Origin of the sequence: Shewanella sp. 10N.286.52.A9, from assembly GCF_041468985.1 — a bacterium.
In the GTDB taxonomy this organism is placed as follows: Bacteria; Pseudomonadota; Gammaproteobacteria; order Enterobacterales; family Shewanellaceae; genus Shewanella; species Shewanella japonica.
Window position 1 is genome coordinate 119754 of record NZ_JBFRJQ010000016.1, and the last position, 23926, is coordinate 143679.

The 23926-nt window shown below is 41.8% G+C and carries 21 protein-coding genes; 14 read left to right on the forward strand and 7 right to left on the reverse strand.

Annotated elements, in window-relative coordinates; translation table 11 throughout:
• Window positions 1-29 precede the first annotated feature (29 nt).
• On the reverse strand, window positions 30-230 hold the full coding sequence (locus AB4128_RS13760; protein ID WP_231919181.1) for a hypothetical protein: 201 nt from the start codon (window positions 228-230) through the stop codon (window positions 30-32).
• A 213-nt stretch (window positions 231-443) separates the two neighbouring features.
• Complete coding sequence (locus tag AB4128_RS13765; RefSeq protein WP_055022610.1) at window positions 444-1925, reverse strand: FMN-binding glutamate synthase family protein; 1482 nt, start codon at window positions 1923-1925, stop codon at window positions 444-446.
• A 292-nt stretch (window positions 1926-2217) separates the two neighbouring features.
• On the opposite strand from AB4128_RS13765, the gene AB4128_RS13770 reads away from it, so the two are divergent.
• The 6 genes from AB4128_RS13770 (at window position 2218) to AB4128_RS13795 (ending at window position 8732) form a co-directional block, all read left to right on the forward strand.
• Window positions 2218-2820 carry a DUF5610 domain-containing protein gene (locus tag AB4128_RS13770; RefSeq protein WP_192022109.1) on the forward strand — a complete coding sequence of 201 codons (603 nt, stop codon included), beginning with the start codon at window positions 2218-2220 and terminating at the stop codon, window positions 2818-2820.
• Between the two features lie 58 nt (window positions 2821-2878).
• A complete protein-coding gene (locus AB4128_RS13775; protein ID WP_055022608.1) occupies window positions 2879-3628 on the forward strand; it encodes a ferredoxin--NADP reductase in 750 nt (249 codons plus the stop codon).
• 321 nt (window positions 3629-3949) lie between these two features.
• The gene (locus AB4128_RS13780) at window positions 3950-4969 is read left to right on the forward strand and encodes a Fe(3+) ABC transporter substrate-binding protein (protein WP_372038013.1); all 1020 of its coding nucleotides are present in this window, start codon (window positions 3950-3952) and stop codon (window positions 4967-4969) included.
• Between the two features lie 53 nt (window positions 4970-5022).
• On the forward strand, window positions 5023-6654 hold the full coding sequence (locus tag AB4128_RS13785) for an ABC transporter permease (RefSeq protein WP_372038015.1): 1632 nt from the start codon (window positions 5023-5025) through the stop codon (window positions 6652-6654).
• 1 nt (window position 6655) lies between these two features.
• Window positions 6656-7684: an ABC transporter ATP-binding protein gene (locus AB4128_RS13790; RefSeq protein ID WP_372038017.1), complete on the forward strand. Its 1029-nt coding sequence runs from the start codon at window positions 6656-6658 to the stop codon at window positions 7682-7684.
• Between the two features lie 109 nt (window positions 7685-7793).
• A complete protein-coding gene (locus AB4128_RS13795) occupies window positions 7794-8732 on the forward strand; it encodes a Dyp-type peroxidase (protein ID WP_055022604.1) in 939 nt (312 codons plus the stop codon).
• Window positions 8733-8850: 118 nt separating this feature from the next.
• Here the strand turns inward: AB4128_RS13795 and argR are convergent, their stop codons facing one another.
• The gene (gene argR, locus AB4128_RS13800; RefSeq protein ID WP_055022603.1) at window positions 8851-9321 is read right to left on the reverse strand and encodes a transcriptional regulator ArgR; all 471 of its coding nucleotides are present in this window, start codon (window positions 9319-9321) and stop codon (window positions 8851-8853) included.
• A gap of 316 nt (window positions 9322-9637) precedes the next feature.
• On the opposite strand from argR, the gene mdh reads away from it, so the two are divergent.
• Window positions 9638-10573 carry a malate dehydrogenase gene (gene mdh / locus AB4128_RS13805; RefSeq protein WP_055022602.1) on the forward strand — a complete coding sequence of 312 codons (936 nt, stop codon included), beginning with the start codon at window positions 9638-9640 and terminating at the stop codon, window positions 10571-10573.
• A 62-nt stretch (window positions 10574-10635) separates the two neighbouring features.
• Here mdh and AB4128_RS13810 read toward each other — a convergent pair whose 3' ends face one another.
• Both AB4128_RS13810 and AB4128_RS13815 read right to left on the reverse strand, forming a co-directional pair.
• Complete coding sequence (locus AB4128_RS13810; protein ID WP_372038019.1) at window positions 10636-11496, reverse strand: SDR family NAD(P)-dependent oxidoreductase; 861 nt, start codon at window positions 11494-11496, stop codon at window positions 10636-10638.
• Between the two features lie 3 nt (window positions 11497-11499).
• The gene (locus AB4128_RS13815) at window positions 11500-11889 is read right to left on the reverse strand and encodes a thiol-disulfide oxidoreductase DCC family protein (RefSeq protein WP_065109844.1); all 390 of its coding nucleotides are present in this window, start codon (window positions 11887-11889) and stop codon (window positions 11500-11502) included.
• A 141-nt stretch (window positions 11890-12030) separates the two neighbouring features.
• Between AB4128_RS13815 and AB4128_RS13820 the strand changes: the two genes are divergently transcribed.
• The 7 genes from AB4128_RS13820 to AB4128_RS13850 all read left to right on the forward strand — a co-directional run bounded on the left by AB4128_RS13820 (window position 12031) and on the right by AB4128_RS13850 (window position 20889).
• Complete coding sequence (locus AB4128_RS13820; RefSeq protein ID WP_055022599.1) at window positions 12031-13116, forward strand: efflux RND transporter periplasmic adaptor subunit; 1086 nt, start codon at window positions 12031-12033, stop codon at window positions 13114-13116.
• A gap of 1 nt (window position 13117) precedes the next feature.
• Window positions 13118-14233, forward strand: coding sequence for an efflux RND transporter periplasmic adaptor subunit (locus tag AB4128_RS13825; protein WP_372038020.1), 1116 nt, complete (start codon window positions 13118-13120; stop codon window positions 14231-14233).
• Between the two features lie 67 nt (window positions 14234-14300).
• Entirely contained in the window at window positions 14301-17369 is a 3069-nt protein-coding gene (locus AB4128_RS13830; protein WP_372038022.1) for an efflux RND transporter permease subunit, read from the forward strand.
• A 129-nt stretch (window positions 17370-17498) separates the two neighbouring features.
• Window positions 17499-17855: a dihydroneopterin triphosphate 2'-epimerase gene (gene folX, locus AB4128_RS13835; protein WP_055022743.1), complete on the forward strand. Its 357-nt coding sequence runs from the start codon at window positions 17499-17501 to the stop codon at window positions 17853-17855.
• Between the two features lie 67 nt (window positions 17856-17922).
• Window positions 17923-18567, forward strand: coding sequence for a GTP cyclohydrolase I FolE (gene folE, locus AB4128_RS13840; protein ID WP_055022597.1), 645 nt, complete (start codon window positions 17923-17925; stop codon window positions 18565-18567).
• A gap of 115 nt (window positions 18568-18682) precedes the next feature.
• Window positions 18683-19408, forward strand: a complete 726-nt coding sequence (gene folM, locus AB4128_RS13845) for a dihydromonapterin reductase (protein WP_192022114.1) — start codon at window positions 18683-18685, stop codon at window positions 19406-19408.
• A 188-nt stretch (window positions 19409-19596) separates the two neighbouring features.
• Window positions 19597-20889 carry an O-acetylhomoserine aminocarboxypropyltransferase/cysteine synthase family protein gene (locus tag AB4128_RS13850; RefSeq protein ID WP_372038078.1) on the forward strand — a complete coding sequence of 431 codons (1293 nt, stop codon included), beginning with the start codon at window positions 19597-19599 and terminating at the stop codon, window positions 20887-20889.
• A 95-nt stretch (window positions 20890-20984) separates the two neighbouring features.
• Here AB4128_RS13850 and AB4128_RS13855 read toward each other — a convergent pair whose 3' ends face one another.
• Window positions 20985-21560, reverse strand: a complete 576-nt coding sequence (locus tag AB4128_RS13855) for a 5-formyltetrahydrofolate cyclo-ligase (protein WP_372038079.1) — start codon at window positions 21558-21560, stop codon at window positions 20985-20987.
• A 461-nt stretch (window positions 21561-22021) separates the two neighbouring features.
• Window positions 22022-23908 (reverse strand): hypothetical protein, encoded by a 1887-nt coding sequence (locus tag AB4128_RS13860; RefSeq protein ID WP_372038023.1) that lies wholly within the window; start codon window positions 23906-23908, stop codon window positions 22022-22024.
• Window positions 23909-23926: the final 18 nt, after the last annotated feature.

Here is a 23926-nt window from a genome sequence, read left to right on the forward strand (position 1 = left end):
TTGCTTTTTTATTGGATAAACTGAGTCGGTTAGCTGTTTTTAGACCAACTGTTACACACCATTTTTATTATTGCATCGCTAGTATTTAATTCCGTTAGACGAGTAATCTTGCCATGATCGAAGCAGACTTTTTCACCTTCGATTTCTGAAAGGCGCTCACAATTGGTACAAGTTAATGACATTGCTTTATGGGTATCATTATGTGCCATGATTGAATTTGTCTCTTTCAAATCTATATCCCTTCGCCAATATGCTTAACGTGATTAAAAGTGTGGTTTAAGTCACAATTTTATACTTAATCTAAAGATAGTTCAAAGTATTACCTTGTCAATATATTAGCAATTGGTCTAATAGTTTTTTCTAATGAGTGGCAATGCTGATTAAGTTTATCATTCTACAGTGATTATGCTATTAGGTTACGACTTAGTTTGCGATCAATGTACTCAATACTGTTGATAAAATTTGTCCAATGACACCGATATACCGCTCTCTGTGACAATTCTGGCGTGGTGCCGTGTTAACTGTCTTGCTTCACTTACTCCACATGAATGGGCAATAATTTTCAAGTCATGATGCAAAGATCGATTATAATTCGCCACCCTTGCAGATTTGTTATGGGGATCTAACCCTTGTTGAAGATGCTTATTATGGGTAGTGATGCCGGTTGGACAAGTATCTTTATTACACTGTAAAGCTTGTATGCAGCCTAGTGCGAACATATTTCCCCGTGCAGAGGCAATAAAATCGGCACCTGTCGCCAAGGCCCACGCAACCTGAGAGGGCAATATCATTTTGCCGCTAGCAATCACTTTGATTCGTTGCTTCAATCCTTTTTGTTTAAATAGATTGATGACTATAGGTAAGCTTTCTTTAATCGGTAAGCCGACATGATCCATTAATGCTTGAGGCGCGGCGCCTGTTCCGCCTTCAGCGCTATCAAGGGTAAAAAAGTCTGGTGCACTCTCAATGCCTCGGTGTTTTATTTCTTCACATAAATCGATTAACCACTGTTCATCACCAAGCACAGCTTTTATGCCTGTGGGCTTTCCTGTGATGTCACGAACATGGCAAATCATGTCAATAATATCCACGACGCTATTAAACTCAGCATGGCCATTTGGACTAATGGAATCTTGCCCTACCGGGATCCCTCTGATAGCTGCAATTTCTTCAGTGACTTTAACGCCAGGTAAAATGCCGCCTTTACCAGGTTTTGCACCTTGGCTTAGTTTAATCTCAAACATTTTGACATTGTCATGGGCTGCAATGTTACAGAGCTTGTCGTCATCAAGTTTTCCTTGCTCATCACGTACGCCATATTTAGCAGTACCGATTTGAAACACTAAATCACAGTTGCCTTTAAGGTGATGCTCGCTTAAGCCTCCTTCGCCAGTATTAAGCCAGCAACCAGCTTGTGCTGCACCATGGGATAATGCTGTCACGGCAGGGCGAGATAATGCACCAAAACTCATCGCAGAAATGTGGCAAACTGTTGCTGTCCTATACGGGGTTTTACAGTGCTCACCTACAGTAATAATGCTGTCTTGATGTTCATCTGAATCATATTTAGGAAATGCGGCATTAAGAAACATTACCGTGCCAGTTTTGTCGTGCACTTGGGTTGAGCCGAATGAGATGGTGCGATCGACATCTTTTGCAGCGCGATATACCCAGCTACGCTCAGCACGATTGAAGGGCAACTCTTCTCTATCTTGAGCAAAAAAGTATTGCCTAAAAAACTCACCTTGTTTCTCAAACAAATATCTAAATCGACCTATTACGGGGTAATTGTGACGAATAGCTTGTTTAGTCTGCAATTTATCTGCGATGTACATATAAATCACTGAGATAAATAAAATGGCAATACAGGCGAGAAATAACCCTGTAAATATCTCTAATCCGACGATAAACCAATGTGGCTGCATTTTTGTTCCTTAAAAATGATCGATTGATATTGAGTAGATAACAGTTATTAGTGATTGATATTCGCTAAATTGTTTATTTTTTGACTATCATCATTATGAATGAAGGTCGGTTTTTGTTCTAGGTAATTTAAAGGTACCGATAGCGACAAATGGAAATAATAACTCGCCACCATAAAGCTGCAGGTTTTTTGGTCGATAAACTCGCAAGCGTTTTTGGTTTTATCACATCATTTTTGACATCGGTATACCAAAGGTTGATACCCATTGTAAAAGTGATTATGAGGATACACTGATGGAAATTTATAACCCAACGCAGCTAAATGCTCAGGCTGCTAAAAATCAACAGCCTAGTGATGGTGCTAAAGATATTCCCAGCAACAACGATGTCTCTGGGAGTAAAGCATCAATCAGCGAGATAAGTAGGGATTTAAAAAATAGCAGTATTTTGGCTGCGCAAGAACAAGTGAGTATTCAATCTGGCGATAAATCCATGGCACTTCTTTATCGAGCAGCTATTGATTCAATTAACAGTGAATTGGCTCCAACCTTAGGCGAAAATGTCATTCAAAAAAATGCTGAAAATGAAGTGGATTATTCGCCAGAAGCCACTGCAGAGCGTATAGTCAGTTTTGCGACTAACTTTTTTTCGGTGCACCAGCAGCAAAACAGTGGCATGGAGTTTAATGAGCAATTAGATAGCTTTATGGACATTATTTCTGGTGCAATTGATCAAGGTTTTAGTGAGGCCACTGAGATTTTAACTGGTCTGAATGTATTTGAAGGTGACATTGAAGCTGGCGTGGATAAAACCTATAGCTTGATACAAGCTGGGCTTGAAACCTTCAAGCAAGATACGGCAAAACAAGCGGACGTAGAAAGCGAGCAACTAACATAGAATTAGCGCATAAAGTTAGCGAATTGACATAGAGAACTGATTTTCTAAGGAACAGCTTATGTGGACAACAGGTACTGTTATTGAACGTATTGAATGGAACGATAAATTGTTTTCGTTACGCATCGAAGCCGATGTTGAGCCATTTATAGCTGGGCAATTTATCAAGCTCAGCCAAATTCGGGATGAAAAACGTATCGCAAGAGCTTATTCACTGGTCAATCCGCCAGGAAAACCTTACATCGAAGTGCTTGCCGTCGCAGTTGAAGATGGTCAGTTATCGCCAGATTTACAAGCATTAAAAGTAGGAGAGCAAATCGAAGTCAGCACCAAAGCGGCAGGCTTTATGACGCTTGAAGAAATTCCCACAGGGGCAATACAAGGACCGCATCTTTGGTTTTTGGCAACAGGTACTGCAGTAGGGCCTTTCATTTCAATGATGGAAACTGATGAGCCATGGCAACGATTTGAAAAAGTGGTGCTGGTTTATGGCGTTCGGTTAATCGAAGATTTAGCTTATTTACCGCAAATTAAGGCGTTACAACAAAAGTACCCGCAACAATTTATTTTTATACCGTCAGTGACACGAGAGCATTATCCCGAGGGGTTGTCGTGTCGAATTCCCGATGGCCTACAAAGTGGGTTAATTGAACAAACAGCAGGCATCGCGCTTAGTGCCGATAACTCTCAAGTGTTAATTTGTGGTAATCCTGAAATGATTGTGGATGCGCAATCAACGTTAACTGAAAAAGGATTAGTTAAGAACTTACGCCGAGCTCCTGGGCAAATTACGGTAGAGAAATACTGGTAAGACGCAGTGGTAGCCTGCGTTGATAACGGTTATTTTCCGCTCACTATTAAAGGCTGTATTTATCCTTAATATAGCCTTCAAAACCCTTGTTTTACTCACTAATTAACTTACTTATTCCAAATAATACAGTCAGTAATCTTTAAAGAATACTTGCTCAAAAAGCGCCGATCTATTATCCTTTCCGCAATTGATAATTATTATCATTTCCATGGGTGATAACCTAATGCAATATAAGTAACATCTTAATTATTGGTTAAGAAAAGTGCTTAAATCAGGTTTTTGCAATAATAAAAAGCGCCGTAAGGGCAAGGAGAAATTGGAATGAAATCGTTAAAGAGTTTTGCGCTGTTAGGTCTTGCAGCTGTATCTTCAATGGGTTCTATCGCAGCACAAGCAGCAGATGATCTTACTGTATATTCTTATCGACAAGCGTTTCTTGTTGAGCCGATTTTAGAACAATTTACTAAAGATACTGGCATTAAGGTTAACGTCGTATTTGCTAAAGATGGCATTGCTGAGCGTATTGCCCGTGAAGGTCGTCTTTCTCCTGCTGATGTTGTTCTTACATCAGATTTTTCACGTTTAATGGAATTGGTTGAAAAAGATTTGGTTGTTGACGTTAAAAGCGATACGTTGAGCAGCAATATCCCTGAGCAATATCGTTCTCCAGACAATGACTGGTATGCGTTAACCATGCGTGTTCGTAATGTTTACTCTTCAAAAGAGCGTGTGGGTAAGCTGGATCTAAACTATGAAGATTTAGCATCAGCACAGTACAAAGGTAAGATTTGTACTCGTAGTTTCAAGCATCCTTATAATATTGCGCTAGTCGCTTCAATGATTGCTCACCATGGTGAAGCTGAAACTAAGACTTGGCTTGAAGGCGTAAAAGCTAATCTAGCACGTAAACCTCAAGGAAATGACCGCGCGCAAGTGAAAGCGGTTAAAGAAGGCTTATGTGATGTGGCCATTGGTAACAGTTATTACTTTGGTAAAATGTTGACAGATCCTAAGCAAAAGAGCTGGGCTGATGCGGTCTACATCAACTTCCCGAATCAAAAGAATCGCGGTTCACACATCAATGTTTCAGGTATGGCTCTCGCTAAGTTTGCACCGAACAAAGATAATGCTATAAAATTAATGGAATTTTTATCATCTGATGTTGCGCAAAAATCTTATGCAGAAGTGAACATGGAATATCCAGTAAAAGCGGATGTTGCACCTTCTGAAATGGTTGCATCTTGGGGAAGTTTTAAAGCTGATGACCTTCCGATTTACAAGCTAGCAGAAAATCATCAAGCAGCAGTTAAACTACTTGATGAAGTTAAATTTGACCTATAAGAATGCAGCATTTCACCGCATAGTCATTATGCGGTGCTAACTGGAATGTATTTATGATTTTAGGCTTAACCAGAAGCTGGTCGCTCACTGGTTATGCGATTGCGGCAATATTAATATTGCCGCTTTTTGCACTTATAGTACAAGCAACAATTCCTGACGAAGCAGTATTTAGTCATTTATTTGATACTGTTTTACCAACCTATATCAGCAATAGCTTGTTACTCATGCTACAGGTTTGCATCGGCTCTTTGGTCATTGCTGTGCCTGCGGCTTGGCTCGTAGCACGTTGTGACTTTCCTGGACGGCGCTATTTCCAATGGGCGCTACTGCTACCTTTAGCAATGCCTGCCTATATCGTCGCGTATGTTTATACCGACATGCTTGATTATGCTGGGCCTGTGCAACGTATGCTAAGGCAAGTCTTTAGTTGGTCATCCCCACAAGATTATTACTTCCCCGATATTCGTACGTTAACAGGCGCAGCTATCATGCTGTCTTTAGTGTTATTTCCGTATATTTACCTGTTAGCCCGCACAGCCTTTATGGAGCAATCGTCTAGCTTATTACATGCCTCTCGCATTATGGGCTGCAATCCTTGGCAAAGCTTTTGGCGCTTAGGTTTACCCATGGCAAGGCCAGCCTTAGCGGTGGGAATGGCGCTAGTGGCAATGGAAACCGCTGCTGATTTTGCCACGGTAAGTTACTTTGCTGTGCCGACGTTAACGACTGCGGTTTATGATACTTGGCTTGGCTATGGCAGCTTATCTGCCGCAGCAAAACTTTCGGCAATCATGTTGTTGGTGATTTTTGCCATGGTAGGGGTAGAGCGCTTTGCTCGCCGTAAACAAGAGTTATTTCAAAAGCAATCAAAACTGACAGAGTCAGACCGTTATTATTTAACAGGCTTTAAAGCTTGGAGCTCATTTGCTTACTGCGCTTTATTGATTGTATTGGCATTTTTATTACCTTTTATGGTGCTTGCAGGCTATGCAATCGACTACTTTGACGAAAGCTGGAATAGCCGCTTTTGGCAATACAGTTTTAATAGTTTATATATCGCAGCCGTAGTGAGTTTTATCTGTGTTGTACTGGCATTAATTATGATGTTTGTTCGCCGTGTTAGCCCACGTAAAAGTGATTTGCTACCCTCACGATTAAGCAGCACGGGTTATGCAATACCTGGCACGGTACTGGCAATTGGCGTTTTGGTTCCACTGACTTATCTCGATTTTGCCATTAATGATGTTTATGCCTACTTTGATAGCAGAGGACCAGGCTTATTATTTACGGGCAGTGTCATTGCGCTTATCTTTGCTTTTTGCGTTCGCTTTGTGGCGATTTCAATTGGCAGTATCGAAAATAGCTATAAGCGAATGTCTCCTTCGTTAGATATGGCAAGTATTACTATGGGGCAAACCCCAAGACAGCTGCTATGGCGTGTGCATTTACCTTTGTTACGTAAAGGCATATTTGCAGGAGCACTGTTAGTATTTATTGAAAGCATGAAAGAGCTGCCAGCAGCGTTATTATTGCGTCCTATCGGTTTTGAAAACCTTGCGACTCATGTTTTTCAGTTTGTTTCTGATGAGCAACTAGAGCATGGTGCTTTGGCTGCAATTGTCATCGTAATCGTTGGACTTATCCCATTGATTTACCTTAATCGTTCGCTGGAGCAAGAGAGCTAATATGTCCACACTGACCATTAAAAATGTTAAAAGCGATTACCAAGGGCAGGTCATACTTAATAGACTCAACCTAACGTTAGAGCAGGGAGAAATCGTTGCGCTGTTAGGGCCTAGTGGCTGTGGTAAAACCACGTTATTACGTGCTATTGCTGGTCTTCAAGCGATCAGTGAAGGTGAAATTATCATAAATGGTCAATCGCTTAGTGCTGATGGTGTATTTGTTCCCAGCGAAAAGCGTGGCATTGGGATGATTTTTCAAGATTATGCATTGTTTCCCCATTTAACCGTCAGTGATAATATTTTGTTTGGTGTTAAGGGGTTATCTGAAAAAGATCGCCAAGACCGCCTTGAGGATATGCTCGCTTTAGTTAAGCTTGAAGGCTTAGGGAAACGTTACCCTCATGAGTTATCAGGTGGCCAGCAACAACGTGTTTCGATTGCCAGAGCCTTAGCTTATCAACCCGAGATTTTACTTCTCGATGAGCCTTTTTCTAATATCGATTCTCAAGTGCGTAGTGAGATGATGCTGGAAATCAGACAGATCTTAAAGCAGCGTAATGTCAGTGCAGTTTTTGTCACTCACAGTAAAGATGAAGCATTTGTATTTGCAGATAAACTGGCTTTATTTAAAGAAGGTGGAATTGTTCAGCATGGTATTGCAGAAGACTTGTACGGTGCGCCAAACGATCGTTACGTTGCAGAGTTTCTTGGTGAAGGTAATTACATTACCGTCACCATTAAAAGCGCCACGCAAGTCGCCTCCATATTAGGCTTAATAGAAAGCACTAGCCTGATAAAAAACGTGGTTAATACTCAGGGGCAATTACTTCTCAGACCGCAGCAAATCGAAATTCAACCTGCAGCACAGGGGCAAGGTGAAATTGTCGAGCGACGTTTTCTGGGTACAATTTGTCATTATTGGGTTAAAGTAGGTCAACAGACGCTCGAAGTGAGAAGTCAGTTAACCGAACTGACATTAGGCCAGAAAGTTAATTTGTCCATATCAGCGCATCCGCTAGTGATTTTTTAGTGACCTAAGTCTAAATTGATTAAATATTGCATAGAGCAGTAAGGAATAAATTGCTCAATTGCCTTAAACTCTTTATATCTTATTATTGTTAAAGGTGATTGATTCCAACATGGAAACACAGAATATGCCTCGCGAACAGTTAGGGATTTGTGCTGAAGGAAATCTGCATAGCGTCTATTTGATGTTTAATGCAAATGATGGTGTCGAAGATCAGCTTCGCCCATGTTTAGCCAATGTAGCCCAATATATTTATGAATTATCTGATCAATATGCAGATAGTGCATTTAATGGCTTTGTTGCTATTGGTGCGAATTATTGGGATACCATTTTTGACGGACAAAGACCTGCTCAATTACGCCCTTTTCCTGCGATGAATGAAGGTAATCGAGATGCACCAGCAATCGAATACGACTTATTCATGCATATCCGCTGCGATCGTTATGACATCTTGCATTTAGTTGCCAATGAAATTAGCCAAATGTTTGAAGGTTTGGTTGAGTTAATTGAAGAAGAACGTGGCTTTAGATTTATGGACAGCCGTGACTTAACTGGCTTTGTCGATGGTACAGAAAACCCGAAAGGGCGCAGCCGTCAAGAAGTTGCTTTAGTGGCTGATGAGGATATCTCATTTAAAGGCGGTAGTTATGTTCATGTGCAAAAATATGCCCATAACTTGAGTAAATGGAATCGCCTACCGCAGAAGAAACAAGAAGATATCATTGGCCGTACTAAGCAAGACGATATTGAATACGCTTCTGAAGATAAGCCATTAACCAGCCATATCAAGCGAGTTAATTTAAAAGATGCAGATGGCAAGTCGATGGAGATTTTACGCCAGAGCATGCCTTTTGGCTCGTTAAGAGAGCAAGGGTTGATGTTTATCTCGACCTGCCATAATCCAACTCATTTTGAAGAAATGCTACGCAGCATGATTTATGGTGACGGTCATGGTAATCACGACCACCTCATGCAGTTTACTAAAGCGCTGACAGGGTCATCATTCTTTGCGCCATCATTAGATTTTTTAGCGCAGTTTGCTAACGACTAATTTTGCAAGATATGCGTTCTTGTAAGCTTGGGTAGATTAAAACCAAAAAAAGCAATGCCAAGGCATTGCTTTTTTATTGCGTTTTCGTCCTGACTACAGACTCAACATAACGCTTGTTTTACTCGCTGTAGTTAAACAGTGATTTAACTGTTTCTAACGTATCATCGATGGTTTTAATGCTGGATGGACAAATGAAGATCGTGTCGTCACCAGCAATGGTACCTAAAATGCCTTCAGGCTTACCTATTGAATCAAGTAATCGTGCGATGAGTTGTGCTGCACCTGGACTGGTACGCACTACAATCATAGCTTGGTTATGATCAACATCTAATACTAAGTTTTTAACTGGGCTACCTGCTGTCGGTACACCTAATTCAGCGGGCAAACAGTACACCATTTCTTGCTTAGCATTTCGAGTCCGCACCGCGCCAAACTTACTGAGCATGCGCGATACTTTAGATTGGTTTATGTTGCCAAAACCTTCTGCTTGTAGTGCGTTGACGATCTCACTTTGGCTACCAAAGCGCTCTTCCTTTAATATCGACTTAAACGTTTTAACGAGTTCATCCTGATTCTTGGTCGCTGGCATATTTTTTTTCGTCTTATAGTAATTTTTAAATTGAATACAATATATTCACAAAACGGGTTCATTTTGAATATATAAACGTCACAAGTCAAGAAATAAGCTAAATTGGTGAATAAAAATTCACTTTACAGTGTAAGTGCTAAATCAGGGATTATTGATATATATATCATAGAATAAGTTAATTGCTTTACTCCACTAAGGGATAATTGAAATTGTCTCGCTGATGCAGTAATGTGACGCCACAAGAAATATGATCTATGTCACAGACTGAGAATCATAAACTTAGAAGTCAAACATAAGAACGTTATTGGAGATAATTATGAAAGTAGCTGTACTTGGTGCTGCTGGCGGTATCGGCCAGGCCCTAGCTTTACTATTAAAAACTCAACTTCCTGCAGGCTCAAAGTTGTCTCTGTATGACATTGCTCCTGTAACACCTGGTGTTGCTGTCGATTTAAGCCACATCCCAACAGATGTTGAAGTGGCTGGTTTTGCTGGTGAAGATCCAACGCCTGCGCTAGTTGACGCTGATGTTGTTCTTATTTCTGCTGGTGTTGCACGTAAGCCTGGAATGGATCGTTCAGATCTATTTAACATCAATGCGGGTATCGTACGTAACCTTATTGAAAAAGTCGCTGCGACTTGCCCTAAAGCATTAATTGGTGTGATCACTAACCCAGTAAATACAACAGTTGCTATTGCAGCTGAAGTACTTAAAAAAGCGGGTGTTTACGATAAGAATCGTTTATTCGGTGTGACGACACTTGATGTTATTCGTTCTGAAACTTTCATCGCTGAGCTTAAAGGCCTAAACGTTGCTGATGTTAACATTAACGTTATCGGCGGCCACAGTGGTGTGACTATTCTTCCACTTCTTTCACAAGTTGAAGGCGTAAGCTTTACTGATGAAGAAGTTGCTTCACTAACAACTCGCATCCAAAATGCTGGTACAGAAGTTGTTGAAGCTAAAGCCGGTGGCGGTAGTGCGACACTTTCAATGGGTCAAGCGGCATGTCGTTTCGGTCTATCTTTAGTTCGCGGCCTACAAGGTGAAGCAAACGTTGTTGAATGTGCATACGTAGATGGCGGCAGCGAGCACGCTGAATTCTTCGCACAACCTGTTGTATTAGGTAAAAACGGCGTAGAAAAAGTACTTCCATACGGTGAAGTAAGCGCATTTGAAGCAAACGCACGTGATGCAATGCTTGATACGTTAAAAGGCGATATCGACCTAGGTGTTGAATTCGTTAAGTAAGCTCATCGTTTACGACAAAAAGCGAAGCCTAGGCTTCGCTTTTTTGTGTCTATAATCTGCAGTTACCACTGCACTGTTTTACCTTGCCAATCAAGAAACTCTGCTTGGTTGTTAAATTCAATACCTTGGTGAATCGTGAGTAATTGCTGGGCAACGAAGTCTGCGGTGAACAATTTCCCTTCGGGAACGTTAGCCTGAAAAGGTTTAGATAACTCGGTATCGGTTGTACCGGGGTGAAACGCAATCAATTTTGTATTTTTAGCTCGGCGTGCATACTCAATTGCACTGGTTTTTATTAACATATTCAGTGCCGCTTTTGATGCTCTGTAGCTATACCAGCCTCCTAACTGATTTTCACTGATACTGCCAACTCTGGCACTTAACACACTGATGACGCATGCCTGCTTGCCGTTTACGAGTTTAACGAGATGTTGAAGCCACATCATTGGCACTAATGTGTTGGATTGAAAGACTGACAGCATAGATGCTGGGGTAATATCTTCAAGGCGCTTTTCTGGCGATAAAACAGTTGATGGCTCAATTTGTTGATTTTCTGGACTCTTTGAGGTCTGTGGATTATGTGTATGGACTGACATTTGATTGTTTAATGAATGCAATCTGCCATTACAAATAAATACCTTGGTGATATGCCCTTTAATTGATGATAGAGCAAGGCACACTCTTGCTATGTTTTCGTTAGCGTCATTACTGGCGCTATTGCCTGAGCCATTCATGGTGTAATCGCAGGAGATGTGGTGATGAATGTTATTGCTAACATTAAAAACCAGTTCTTTTTGACTGATGGTAATGATTTGCTCAATCTCTGCATTATCAGCGAGCTCGGTGACAATCGCTTTTGCAATACCTGAAGATGCGCCGATAACAATGGCAGTGTTAACGGCTTGAACACGACAGATATCCATAGGCTACTTCAACTTACAGCTACCGTCTTCACAACGTTGCTGTCCGGTGAGTAGATAAGAAATTTGGTAGCGATTTTTCGCAAATCCACGATAAGCGATATCAGCAAAAGGTTTAACACAAGGTAAGCGTAATAATTGAATCCACTTATGCTTACCTGTTAATGCCCAAGCTTTAGCTGTCACATCTAATCCCGTTAGAATTGTGCCGTCATTTGTTTCTGCATGCAGGATGTTATTGGCCACAGATAAATCAATATGGGGGTATTTTTCTTCGAAATTGTCTTGGTTTAAATCAGCCAATTCAATTTTGTGTAATCGATCGTGCTTCTTAAGTTGCGCCATTTCGTTAGAACATAATGGACAAGCGCTATCGTAAAAAATTCGTAACTCCATAGTGCACCTCAGCCTGTTTGGGTTAAAAATCAATACGTCGATTGTCACAAGTTAGATCTTTTTTGTGCTCTAGTGCACCTATTATGGGGTGTCATTGAATGTTAGTATCGTACTAATTGCTCACTTTTGACGGAACAAAACATGAAGAAACTCAGCCAGTTTAGTTCTTTTTTAGTTATATTCCCCTCGATAATTTCCAGTGTTTTACTCAGTGTTGCCAACGCAGAAGAAGGCAGTGAAGCCACCAGTCGTGATATCCCTCGTCCAGTCAAAGTGCTGCAAGTTGATGTGGGCTCTGAATACCGTGAGCGCTTTTTACCAGGCGAAGTTAAAGCCTCAGAAAAAGCGGCATTGTCATTTCGAGTCTCAGGTGAAATTGCTGAAATCTTTGTTAGACCTGGAGATGCCGTTGAACCAGGAGATATATTAGCCACACTCGATAGTGATATTTATCAGCAACACTTAGCCATGGCGCAAGCACAATTCGAGTTAGCTAAAGTGTTGTTTGAGCGCAATGAGTCTTTGGTTGAGCAAGGGGTGGTATCACGTAACGATTATGACCAAGCTAAAAGTGATTTTACCGTAGCTCAAGCTGCACTGGATAAAGCCAAAACCGATGTGACCTACACTAAGTTGCGTGCCCCCTATCAAGGGGTGATTTCTAAACGCAGTAAGCGTGAGTTTGAGTTTGTCCAAGCACAAGAAGAAGTCATGGGGATTCGAACTGATGCATCTGCAGATATTAGTTTCCAATTGCCAGAGCAATTTATAGGTTTTTTACAAAAATCTGATAAAGGCTTAGAAGATATAGACAACATAGAAGTTAAGTTTGATAGCCGCGATCAATGGTATGTCGCTCGCTTAAAAGAGCTTAATACCGTTGCCGACCCTACAACTAGTAGTTACACCATTATATTAACTTTACCAATGCCAGATGAACTGAATGTTCTACCTGGCATGTCAGCACGAGTAAAAGTAAAGTTGCCCGCAAGAACGGCCGATGCCCATCCGAAAATCCCTAAAGGCGCAGTGGTCAAAGAAAACCAACAAGCCTATGTATTTACTTGGTCACCGACTCAGCAACGAGTCAAAAAGGTACCTGTTACCCTACAGGGAACTCGAATGATGTCAGGGCTAAATGATGGTGATTGGCTCGTCGTCGCAGGAGCCGCTGAGCTTAAAGATGGCCAAGCAGCGGTGAAGTGGATTAAAGAGCGAGGCTTATAATATGCAACGGATTCAACATTCTAGAATGAGTTCTATCATTAATCGTCTAGGGGGCGTTGCCTTAGGCCTATTGGGCTTATCCGCCTGTGAGCGCACTGTAGACATTGAGCCAACAAAAACCTTAGTGAAAACTTATACCTTGCCTCATGCTAATAATGAAGTGATGCGTGAATTTAATGGTGTGGCTAGAGCGCAAGATTTAACGAACCTGTCTTTTAGAGTTGAGGGACGAATAGAGCGTATACCAGCAACAAAAGGCAAGTCGGTTGAAAAAGGTGAGTTACTCGCCGTACTTGAAAAACGTGACTACACCATTGCCTTAAGCGATCGTCAAGCACGTTTAGAAGTCAGTTATAAACAGGCCCAACGAGGCAAGCAGTTAGTTGAAAGCAAGTTAATGGCACAATCTGACTATGATGAAATGAATGCCCAATATTTAGTGGCAAAAGCAGAAGAGCGCCAAGCTGAGTTAAACTTGCAATACACAGAATTGCGCGCGCCATTTTCAGGGATTGTCAGTGATGTATTTATAGAGTCTTTTGAAAATGTGCAGCCGGGTGTATCTGTACTCAGTATTCAAAAAGTTGAGCGTATTGAAGTTGATGTGCAAATTCCAGATATGCTGATTGCTGTTTCAAAAAAGCAAGAAGACAGAGAGAATCAAGCCAAGTTGAATGTCAGCTTTGAGGCTTTTCCTAATACTCAATTTAGCGGCCGTTTATTAGAGGTCAACACCGAAAAAGATCCCACCACATCAACTTATATTGCCACCATTGCAGTGGACTTAGACCCCAAATATAAAGTGTTAGAAGGCATGCCTGCAAAAGTACAAGTTAACTTGAGCGACATGACTTACACCTATCATCGAGAATATTTAGTGCCAATCGAAGCGGTTGTTATGCAAGATGGTAGTGATATTGATACACAAAATAGTGGTGTTTGGCTTTACAACGCTGCCGATAATTCGATTCAGTATCAACCAGTAACACTGGGAGTTATTGTCGGTGATGAAATTGAAGTGATCAGTGGCCTTGATGATGGCCAAACCATTATCACAACAGGCGCAGCCCGTTTAGTTAAAGGCCAGCAAGTACAGTTACTAGAGGAGGGAGCATGATGACTCGGTATCCAAAAGTACTCCTTAATAACGCCAATCACTCAACTGATACAAGGGAAAGTGTGTAATGAATATAGCAGGCTACTTTGTTAAAAATACTGTGATCAGTTGGATGTTTACCCTAATACTGCTTATTGGCGGTTTGATGGCATTTACTGGACTAGGCCAATTGGAAGATCCGCCTTTTACCATTAAAGATGCTGTGGTTGTCACCTTATATCCTGGTGCAACGTCCACAGAGGTGGAAGAAGAAGTCACCTACCCAATTGAAAAGGCAATTCAAGCATTGCCCTATGTCGACTATATTCGCTCACTCAGTACCTCGGGTATGTCGCAAATTACGGTAACCATGAAGAACATCTATGGCCCTGAAGAATTGCCACAGATATGGGATGAACTGCGCCGTAAAGTCAACGACATGTCATCAAGTTTACCGCCAGGAGTACAAGCGCCTATCGTCAATGATGATTTTGGCGATGTGTACGGCATCATGTTGATGGTGAGCGGCACGGACTACAGCTATCGAGATATTCTCGATTACGTCGACTATGTAAAACGTGAGCTCGAATTGGTGCCAGGTGTCGGTAAAGTGTCATTGGCAGGGAACCAGCAAGAGCAGGTGTTTGTTGAAATGTCGTTGAACAAAGCGGCGAGTTCTAACATCGACCCCTCATTGATTCAAAATCTACTTAACTCGCAAAACATGGTGTCAGATGCGGGTAATATTCGGGTATCTGCCGATAACTTAAAAATTCGTACCAGTGGCGGCTTTAAGTCTGTCAGTGAGCTTGAAGAGTTAATCATTCCCGGTACCCAAGGTGACAAGCTAATTTATCTAAAAGATGTCGCTACTGTTTCTCGTGGTTTTCAAAATATCCCGACCAATTTACTCAAGTTTAATCAGCATGACGCCATCAACATAGGTATATCGTTTTCGACTGGGGTCAATGTTGTTGAGGTGGGTAAAGCCATTGACGCAAAACTTGCCAGCATTGAAAGTGTACGCCCTGCAGGTATGGTGATTGAAACCATGTACAACCAGCCTAATGAAGTTGATGCCTCCGTCGGCAGCTTTGTGTGGAACCTCATTGCAGCAGTGGTGATTGTTGTAGGGGTATTGCTGGTATTTATGGGCTTTAAATCAGGGATATTAATTGGATTAATCCTATTTTTAACCTGTTTGGGCACCTTTATGCTGATGTTGCAGGCTGAGATTGAACTGCAACGTATCTCCCTCGGGGCATTAATTATTGCCTTAGGGATGCTGGTGGATAATGCCATTGTGATTGTTGAAGGCATACTCATCGGTCGGCAACGTGGACAAACAACCCTAGAGGCAGCTCAAGGCATCGTTAAACAAACAATGTGGCCATTACTTGGCGCAACTGTCATTGCGATTACAGCTTTTGCACCCATTGGGCTCTCTCCAGATTCGACGGGTGAATTTGCTGGGTCGTTATTCTGGGTATTACTGTTTTCGCTGTTTTTATCTTGGATTACTGCGATCACGATTACGCCATTTTTCGCGCAATTATTTTTTGGCTCGGAAGCTGAAAAAGTGGAAGGTGAACCAAAAGATCCGTATGGCGGTGCCTTCTTCATGTATTACAAGGCACTACTTGACGTGTGTATGCGTTTTCGTTGGGTCAGTGTGATTGCCGTTGTTATTGCATTTTGCGCCTCTATTTATGGCTTTGCTTACGTTAAGCAATCCTTTTTCCCGCCTTCTACCACACCTATATTTTTAGTCGATGTGTGGATGCCAGAAGGGACCGATATTCGTGAAACTCAAACCGTCGTTGAAGGGATGGAGGCCATCGCGTTTAACCTTGATAATGTCGAGTATGTGGCATCTACCATAGGTAAAGGTTTTCCTCGTTTCTTATTGACTTATTCGCCTGAGAAAAATTACGCATCCTATGCGCAAATTGCGTTAAGAACATCAGATTTTGAAACCTTATCTGATGTGATGGTGACCTTTCGCAGGGACGTAGAGCGCAGTTATCCGCAAGCACAGCTTAAATTTAAGCGCTTAGAAATTGGTCCATCAACGGATGCCAAAATCGAAGCAAGGATCAGCGGCGCCGATCCTGATGTATTGCGGAGTATTGCAGCGCAAGTGATGGAGATATTTAATGCCACGCCAGCCACAGTCAATGTACGTCACGACTGGCGTGAGCGGGTGAAATACATTGCCCCACGGTTTAATGAAACCCAAGCTCGCCGTCTAGGTATTGTAAAAAGTGAAGTCGATGATGCATTAAAATTTTCGTTTACAGGCTTACAAATCGGGGTTTACCGTGAAGGCACCACCTTGCTGCCGATTATCGGTCGCTTACCTGAAGATGAGCGCATTGATATCGAATCGTTAGAGAGTATTCGTATTTGGAGCCCAGCGCTAAGTGCCTTCGTACCTCTGCAACAAGTGGTTGATGGTTTTGAGGTGAAGTTTGAAGATCCTATTATTCAACGTCGGGATCGTAAACGTACCTTAACTGTATTTGCCGATACCGATTTTGAGTACGGCATTCTTCCTGCTGAACTGTTTGCCAAAATCAAACCTAAAGTAGAGGCTCTCGAGTTACCAGTAGGGTATGAGCTGCAATGGGGAGGGGAATATGAATCATCGACAGATGCACAAGAGTCATTATTTGCGACCTTGCCATTAGGATTTTTATTCATGTTTTTGATTACCGTGTTCTTGTTTAATTCGGTAAGAAAACCCCTGGTTATCTGGGCTTGTGTACCATTAGCTATTATCGGTATTACATCTGGATTGTTAATCCTTGATAAACCATTTAGCTTTATGGCGTTGTTAGGCATGCTCAGCTTATCGGGCATGCTACTGAAAAACGGGATTGTTTTATTGGATCAAATTAACACTGACATCAACGAAGGAATAGAAACCTTTGAAGCCGTGTTTAACTCAACGGTGAGTCGTGTGCGACCTGTTTGTATGGCCGCCATAACCACGATTTTAGGTGTGTTGCCACTGTTAACCGACGCTTTCTTTGAGTCGCTTGCAGCAGTAGTCATGTTCGGTTTAGGGGTAGCAACCATGCTGACTCTGATCATTGTTCCAGTGTTTTATATCATCTTCTTCAAAGTTAAGTACCGAAACTATAAAGAGTTTTAGTTAGCAAAATTGGCGTTTTATCGCTATAACTATAAGAGTCAGCCATTAACGGTTGACTCTTTTTTATGTGATCTAACTTGCTCATTGTCACGTACTACCCAGTGAATTTATAAGAGGCTCACTATGTCCATTAGCCAAGCAATCATTAAAGTGACCAATCTTCGTTTACGAACGTTTATTGGTTTTAATCCTGACGAACGTGAAAAGCAGCAAGATGTTGTGATTAATATCGAAATCCAATATCCCGCCGACAAGTCATTTGAAACTGACGATGTTGCAGATGCACTTAACTATAAAGTCATTACTAAAAAAGTTATCCAACATGTTGAAGAAGGGCGCTTTTTACTGCTCGAAAAGTTGGTGGCAGATGTGTTGGCTATTTGTAGTGAGCACCCATCAATCACGATGTCACGGGTGACAATTGATAAACCTCATGCTTTACGTTTTGCCGACTCTGTTTCGCTGTCTTTAGAGCAACGCAAATAATCGGTAGCCGCTGGCTATCACGTAATAGTGTGGTTTTATTTGGCACGGGTTGCCATAAGGAAAACACATGATTTCAGATGAAGCACGCAAGGTGCAGCAAGTTCTAATTGAGCGAGGTCTTGAAACGCCATTGGTCGAAAATCAGATGACCAGTGACCAAAAAATAGAACGCATTCAAGGATTGATGACTGAAGTTGTCTCAACATTAGGTCTGGATTTAACCGATGACAGTTTGTGTGAAACACCACATCGAATTGCCAAAATGTACGTGAATGAAATTTTTTCGGGGCTCGACTATCAGCATTTCCCTAAAGTGACCCAAATCGATAATAAAATGGGCGTTGAAGAAATGGTTAAAGTCAGCGATGTCAGTGTTGTGAGTACCTGCGAGCATCACTTTATCACCATAGATGGCGTTGCCAATGTGGCTTATATGCCTAAATCAAAGATTATTGGTCTGTCTAAAATCAATCGGATTGTGCGCTTCTTTGCTCAGCGCCCCCAAGTACAAGAGCGTTTAACGCAACAAATTTTAGTCGCATTGCAAACGCTTTTAGAAACTGAAGATGTCGCAGTCAGTATGAATGCCACTCATTATTGTGTGAAATCTCGTGGCATCATGGACACCCAGTCGCACACCACCACATCAGCATTAGGTGGCTGCTTCAAAAGCAACCCTGCGACCCGAGCAGAGTTTTACTCAAAGGCTTGATTCACTCAGCTAACTCATGAATGATGGATAACAGACACGAGGTCATTAGTCGCTGCTAATGACCTTTATTATGTGAGTTTAACTACTGGCTCAATACAAGAATAAGAGAACTCAAATGAAACACACCATATTGATTACAGGGGTTGGTAAACGTATCGGCTATGCGTTAGCAAAGCATTTTATTGCCCAAGGCCATCAAGTGATTGGCACCTTTAGAACACATTACCCAAGTATTGATGAGTTGGCTGAACTTGGGGCTGATTTATACCAGTGTGACTTAACTTTCCCTGAAGAAATAAACGATATGCTACAACGCATTGTTGCGCAATATAGCGAGCTAAATTGCATCATCCATAATGCATCTGATTGGCATAATGATAAAACCTCAAATGAGGTGAGCTCTGCGGATATTATGACAAGAATGATGAATATTCATGTGAGCGCACCTTATCAAATTAACCTTGCTTTAGCGCCATTATTAACTGCCAGTGCTAAGCAACAAGTAGGTGCCAGTAATATTATTCATATCACCGATTATGTCGCCGAAAAGGGCAGTAAAAAGCATATTGCTTATGCGGCCAGTAAGGCGGGATTGCATAATTTGACGCTATCTTTTGCAGCAAAACTTGCGCCTGAAGTTAAAGTGAACTCTATTGCCCCTGCAATGATTTTATTTAACGAAGGTGATGATGACGACTATAAAGTGAAAGCCTTAGCAAAAGCGATTTTGCCAGTCGAGGCCGGCAATAATGAAATGATATCGCTGGTTGATTATTTAACTTCCAGTCATTATGTGACAGGCCGAAGCTATGCGGTTGATGGTGGCAGACAACTAAAATAATGGATTGCGGGCACTGTTAGCACTAATTAAAAAAAAGTTTTAGACTTCTAGATGGCTAATTGCCAATGTGGATACAGATTTGATTGAGCACTGCGATAAACAATCAGCAATGTTCAATCAATTTTCCGTTATCAACGATGAACGATTAGAAGGGGTCTATCATGGCAGCAGACAATAATGCTCAAGGGATGAAACTGGAGTCACTGGCTTTACACCACGGCTATCAATCAGAAGCCACCACCAAAGCCGCCACAGTGCCCATTTACCAAACCACTTCTTATACCTTTGATGATACCCAGCATGGTGCTGATTTATTTGATTTAAAAGTGCCTGGTAACATTTATACTCGTATTATGAACCCCACTACAGATGTGCTAGAACAGCGACTTGCAGCAATCGAAGGTGGCATAGCAGCTCTAGCTGTAGCATCAGGTATGGCAGCCATTACCTATGCGATTCAGGCGCTGACACAAGTGGGTGATAACATCGTTAGTACAAGCCAGCTTTATGGCGGCACCTATAATTTATTTGCCCATACGTTACCTCGCCAAGGCATTGACGTGCGGATGGCTGCTTACGATGATTATGCAGGGCTTGAAGCATTAATTGATGACAATACCAAAGCACTTTTTTGTGAATCTATTGGTAACCCTGCAGGTAACGTTGTTGACCTGCAGCGGTTAGCAGAAATTGCGCATAAGCACGGTGTACCGTTAGTCGTTGATAATACCGTTGCGACCCCGGTACTGTGTCGTGCTATTGATCACGGCGCTGATATCGTTATTCACTCATTAACCAAATACATTGGTGGTCATGGCACCACCATTGGTGGGGTGATTATTGATTCGGGCAAGTTTGATTGGGTAGCGAATAAAGCGCGGTTTGCTTTACTGAATGAGCCAGATCCTTCCTATCATGGTGTGGTATATACCGAAGCTTTTGGGCCTGCAGCCTTTATCGGTCGATGCCGTGTTGTTCCCTTACGCAATACTGGCGCAGCCTTATCACCGCAAAGTGCATTTTTATTACTTCAAGGGCTAGAAACACTCAGCTTACGAATGGAGCGCCATTGTGAAAATGCATTGGCACTTGCTGAGTATCTAGCGGATCATCCATCGGTTAGTTGGGTGAATTACGCCGCCTTAACCGACAGTCCCCAACACGAGCGCTGTCAAAAGATTACACAAGGTAAAGCCTCGGGTATCATTAGTTTTGGTATTAAGGCCAGTGATGCACAAGCGGGTAAAATTGCTGGTGGAAAATTCATTGATGCACTGCAAATGATTTTGCGTTTGGTCAATATTGGTGATGCTAAGTCATTGGCATGCCATCCTGCTACGACGACACATCGACAGTTAGACTCAGACGAGCTGGCTAAAGCGGGAGTATCTGAAGACTTAGTTCGTATCTCTGTCGGTATTGAGCACATTGACGATATTATTGCTGACGTATCTCAAGCATTAGCGGCAGCAACGCAATAGGCCGTTAATCATCAATATTCGCTGAGTTGGCGATTAGCTGAAATAAAAAACCGTTATGAAAATAACGGTTTTTTTATGTGAACTGCAGCCATTGGTCAGTCGTTGGCGATACGTTTGGTTGGGGTAATGATGATTGGTAATGGAATATCCCAATACTCCACGGGTAAATAACTCACCTGTTGGCAATCATGGGCATAGCCCACTGCTAATGGTTTATTGTCTTTTACCTGCGCTAATGTGCGATCGTAAAAGCCGCCGCCCATTCCCATTCGATTGCCATTATCATCAAACGCGACTAATGGCGTGACGATCATATCTAGTTTATCTACCGTAATAATATGGCGAATATCCAGTTTAGGTTCGGCAATATCAAAGCGGTTATTCACCATTACGGTATCAGGGTTGTAGCGGACAAATAATAAATGCCCTTTAGCAAAAGGATGTATACGAGGTAAATACACTTCTACATCTAGTTTCCACAATGCTTCAATTAATTTGTTGGTGGCAAGCTCGCCATCAAACCCCAAATAAATGGCCACTCTTTTGGCTGAAATTTGCTGTATTTCCGACAATAAATGGCGACTGGCAATTAACGCTAACTGATTTTGCTCTGCTTGATCCATGCTATTTCGTTCTTGACGAATATGGCGACGAATACTATCTCGGCTCATATTTCGACTGTCGAATAACGGTTCAGCATCCCTTGGGCTATTAAAAGAATGCGGATAAATGACCTCGGCAGATACTGATGGTTCTGCTGATGCTGGGCTAGCTGATGAAAAATATGTTATTGAAGGTTGTTTCGCTGTTGTAGCAGACTGATATTGGCTCGAACCAGTCATAAAGCGCGTCATGCTCATCGGTGAGAAGTTCTCCATCACTTACAAATGAAAGATAAAATAGCGATATGAACAAATGATGTTACAAGATGCAGATTATCCTGATATGTGAAAATATCAAAGAAGATAATCAATGGATTGACCAGCTTGAGTGTAAATGGGGAAAAATCACCCGCTGGTATGATAAAAAACGCCGATGATAACCATCATCGGCGTTGTCTTATATCACATGCTGTCACTCAGGTTTGTAATGAAAGCGGTAAGTTAGCTTTCCACTCAAACCGTGTTTCTCGCTACTTTTCCATGTTCATTGATTTTAATAATACAGGGCTGTCGTAATCAGCGACTTCAGTTTTTGCTTTTAACCAGAACTGACGACGAGTTAAGAAGTAGGCAAAAATGACAGTCAACATTGCCCATTCAATCAGGTTTTCCGCCATAAACAGGGTGCCAGGGCGTAAGGACTGCAACATCTCGAACGGGTATCTGTCATGGTTTTCGATAAAACCAATACGTGAATTGAGAATAAATAGGCCATAGTGCAAGCTGCAATACACGCCAATACCAGCGATAAATCCAGCTACTTTTGTGTACCACTTATTCGGCAATTTTGTGCCAATGACGACAACATATAGGCCGACTAATAACGATGCAGCCATCAATGCATTGGTGATTTCTAGGGTATGTTGAATCACTTCAATACCGTTGTAGTACAAGGTGAATCCAATATGAGGTACCAATAAGGTTAAACTGAGCGCCAAAAGCCATATTTTGCCCTGACCAATGTTCTTCCAATACCACTTTTGAATACCTTTATAGCTTAACCAGAATAAACCAATGATGAACAGGTAGTTACACCATGCAGGTAAGCCAAATAAGCCAAACTTCATGGTGACTAATGCCAGCATCCATTCAGGGATTTGAGTCACACTCATACGATAAGCCGTTTCTTGAGCAAACGTTGGGTACATGACAGCAAACAATATTCCTATTGTTAGGAATAGAAAGGCGAATTTAAACATACTGCCAATCATTTTAGGCGCAATGCCTTTTACACTTTGCTTTTTAAGCTGAGTCACTAAGGTTTGATAATTAGAAACAACCGCATCTTTAATATCACTTGAAACCCAGTTCTCCTCTAATAATGCAATCGAGGTGTTAGTTTCATTGGCTTCAATAATGTTTTTAACTGCGGGTGTTGAAAGGGCTGCTTTATCATTAGATTTACTGCCGCCAGCGAGTTTTTGTGCCACGCTCCATACCGCAGGATCGTATACCCCACCTGCATCATGCGTGCTGTTTTTGTTACCACCAAAACACAACGTCGTGTCGACGTTATCGATGTTGGCAGTAAATTGTAAAGTCGGTAATTTGGCCTTAAAAGCATAAATAAAGGTGCAACCGTCCAAAGCGCCTTTAACATCGACTTCGGTGATATCATCTAAGTGGTGAACGATTTTAAGTCCCGTCTTTTTGACGTAATCAGACGTCCACTCATGGTAATCACTGGTGTTATATTCCCACTTTGTACTCCGTTTAGCTTCACCATCAATGGTGTAACTGAAATAGAGGTAACCACCACCATCACAGGTACGACAGGTCACCTTGCCTGAACCACTGCAGTTATAGCAGGTTTTACTACCACTGCCCCAGCATGATGAACATGTCTCAGTGGTATGAACCGTGCGGTTATTCTCGTAGCGAGTCACATGATTTCGGCCACTGCCACTACAACCGCTACAGGAAGTGCTACCGCTGCCATGACAACTGCCGCAGTTTTGTTTACCAGAGCCACTACAGTTATAACAAACCTTGCTACCGACATAGGTTTCTGGCGCAGACTTTAAGCCACGATCTTTGATTAAAAAGTTTTCAGCAACGTCAGGGCCAAGTATTTTGATGAAACGATCGTTAAATAATGAATTTTGACCGCTGACATACTCTTTTGCTTTATTGTTAGCATCGTCGTAAGCGTTCGAGGCGCTGCCACACTTGATGCCTGATGGACAATGCCCGCCATGTTCATGTTCGCTTACACCAATCTCAATGGTCCAGCCAAAGGTAAAGTTAAGCTCTGGTAACTTAGCTTCTTCATTACTCAATACAACTGGTACATCAACACCAGTTAAGTCTTTACCATTACTTCGTATAAAGTCCTGGAATTGCGTTAGTTTACTCACGTAATACTTCCTATCAAT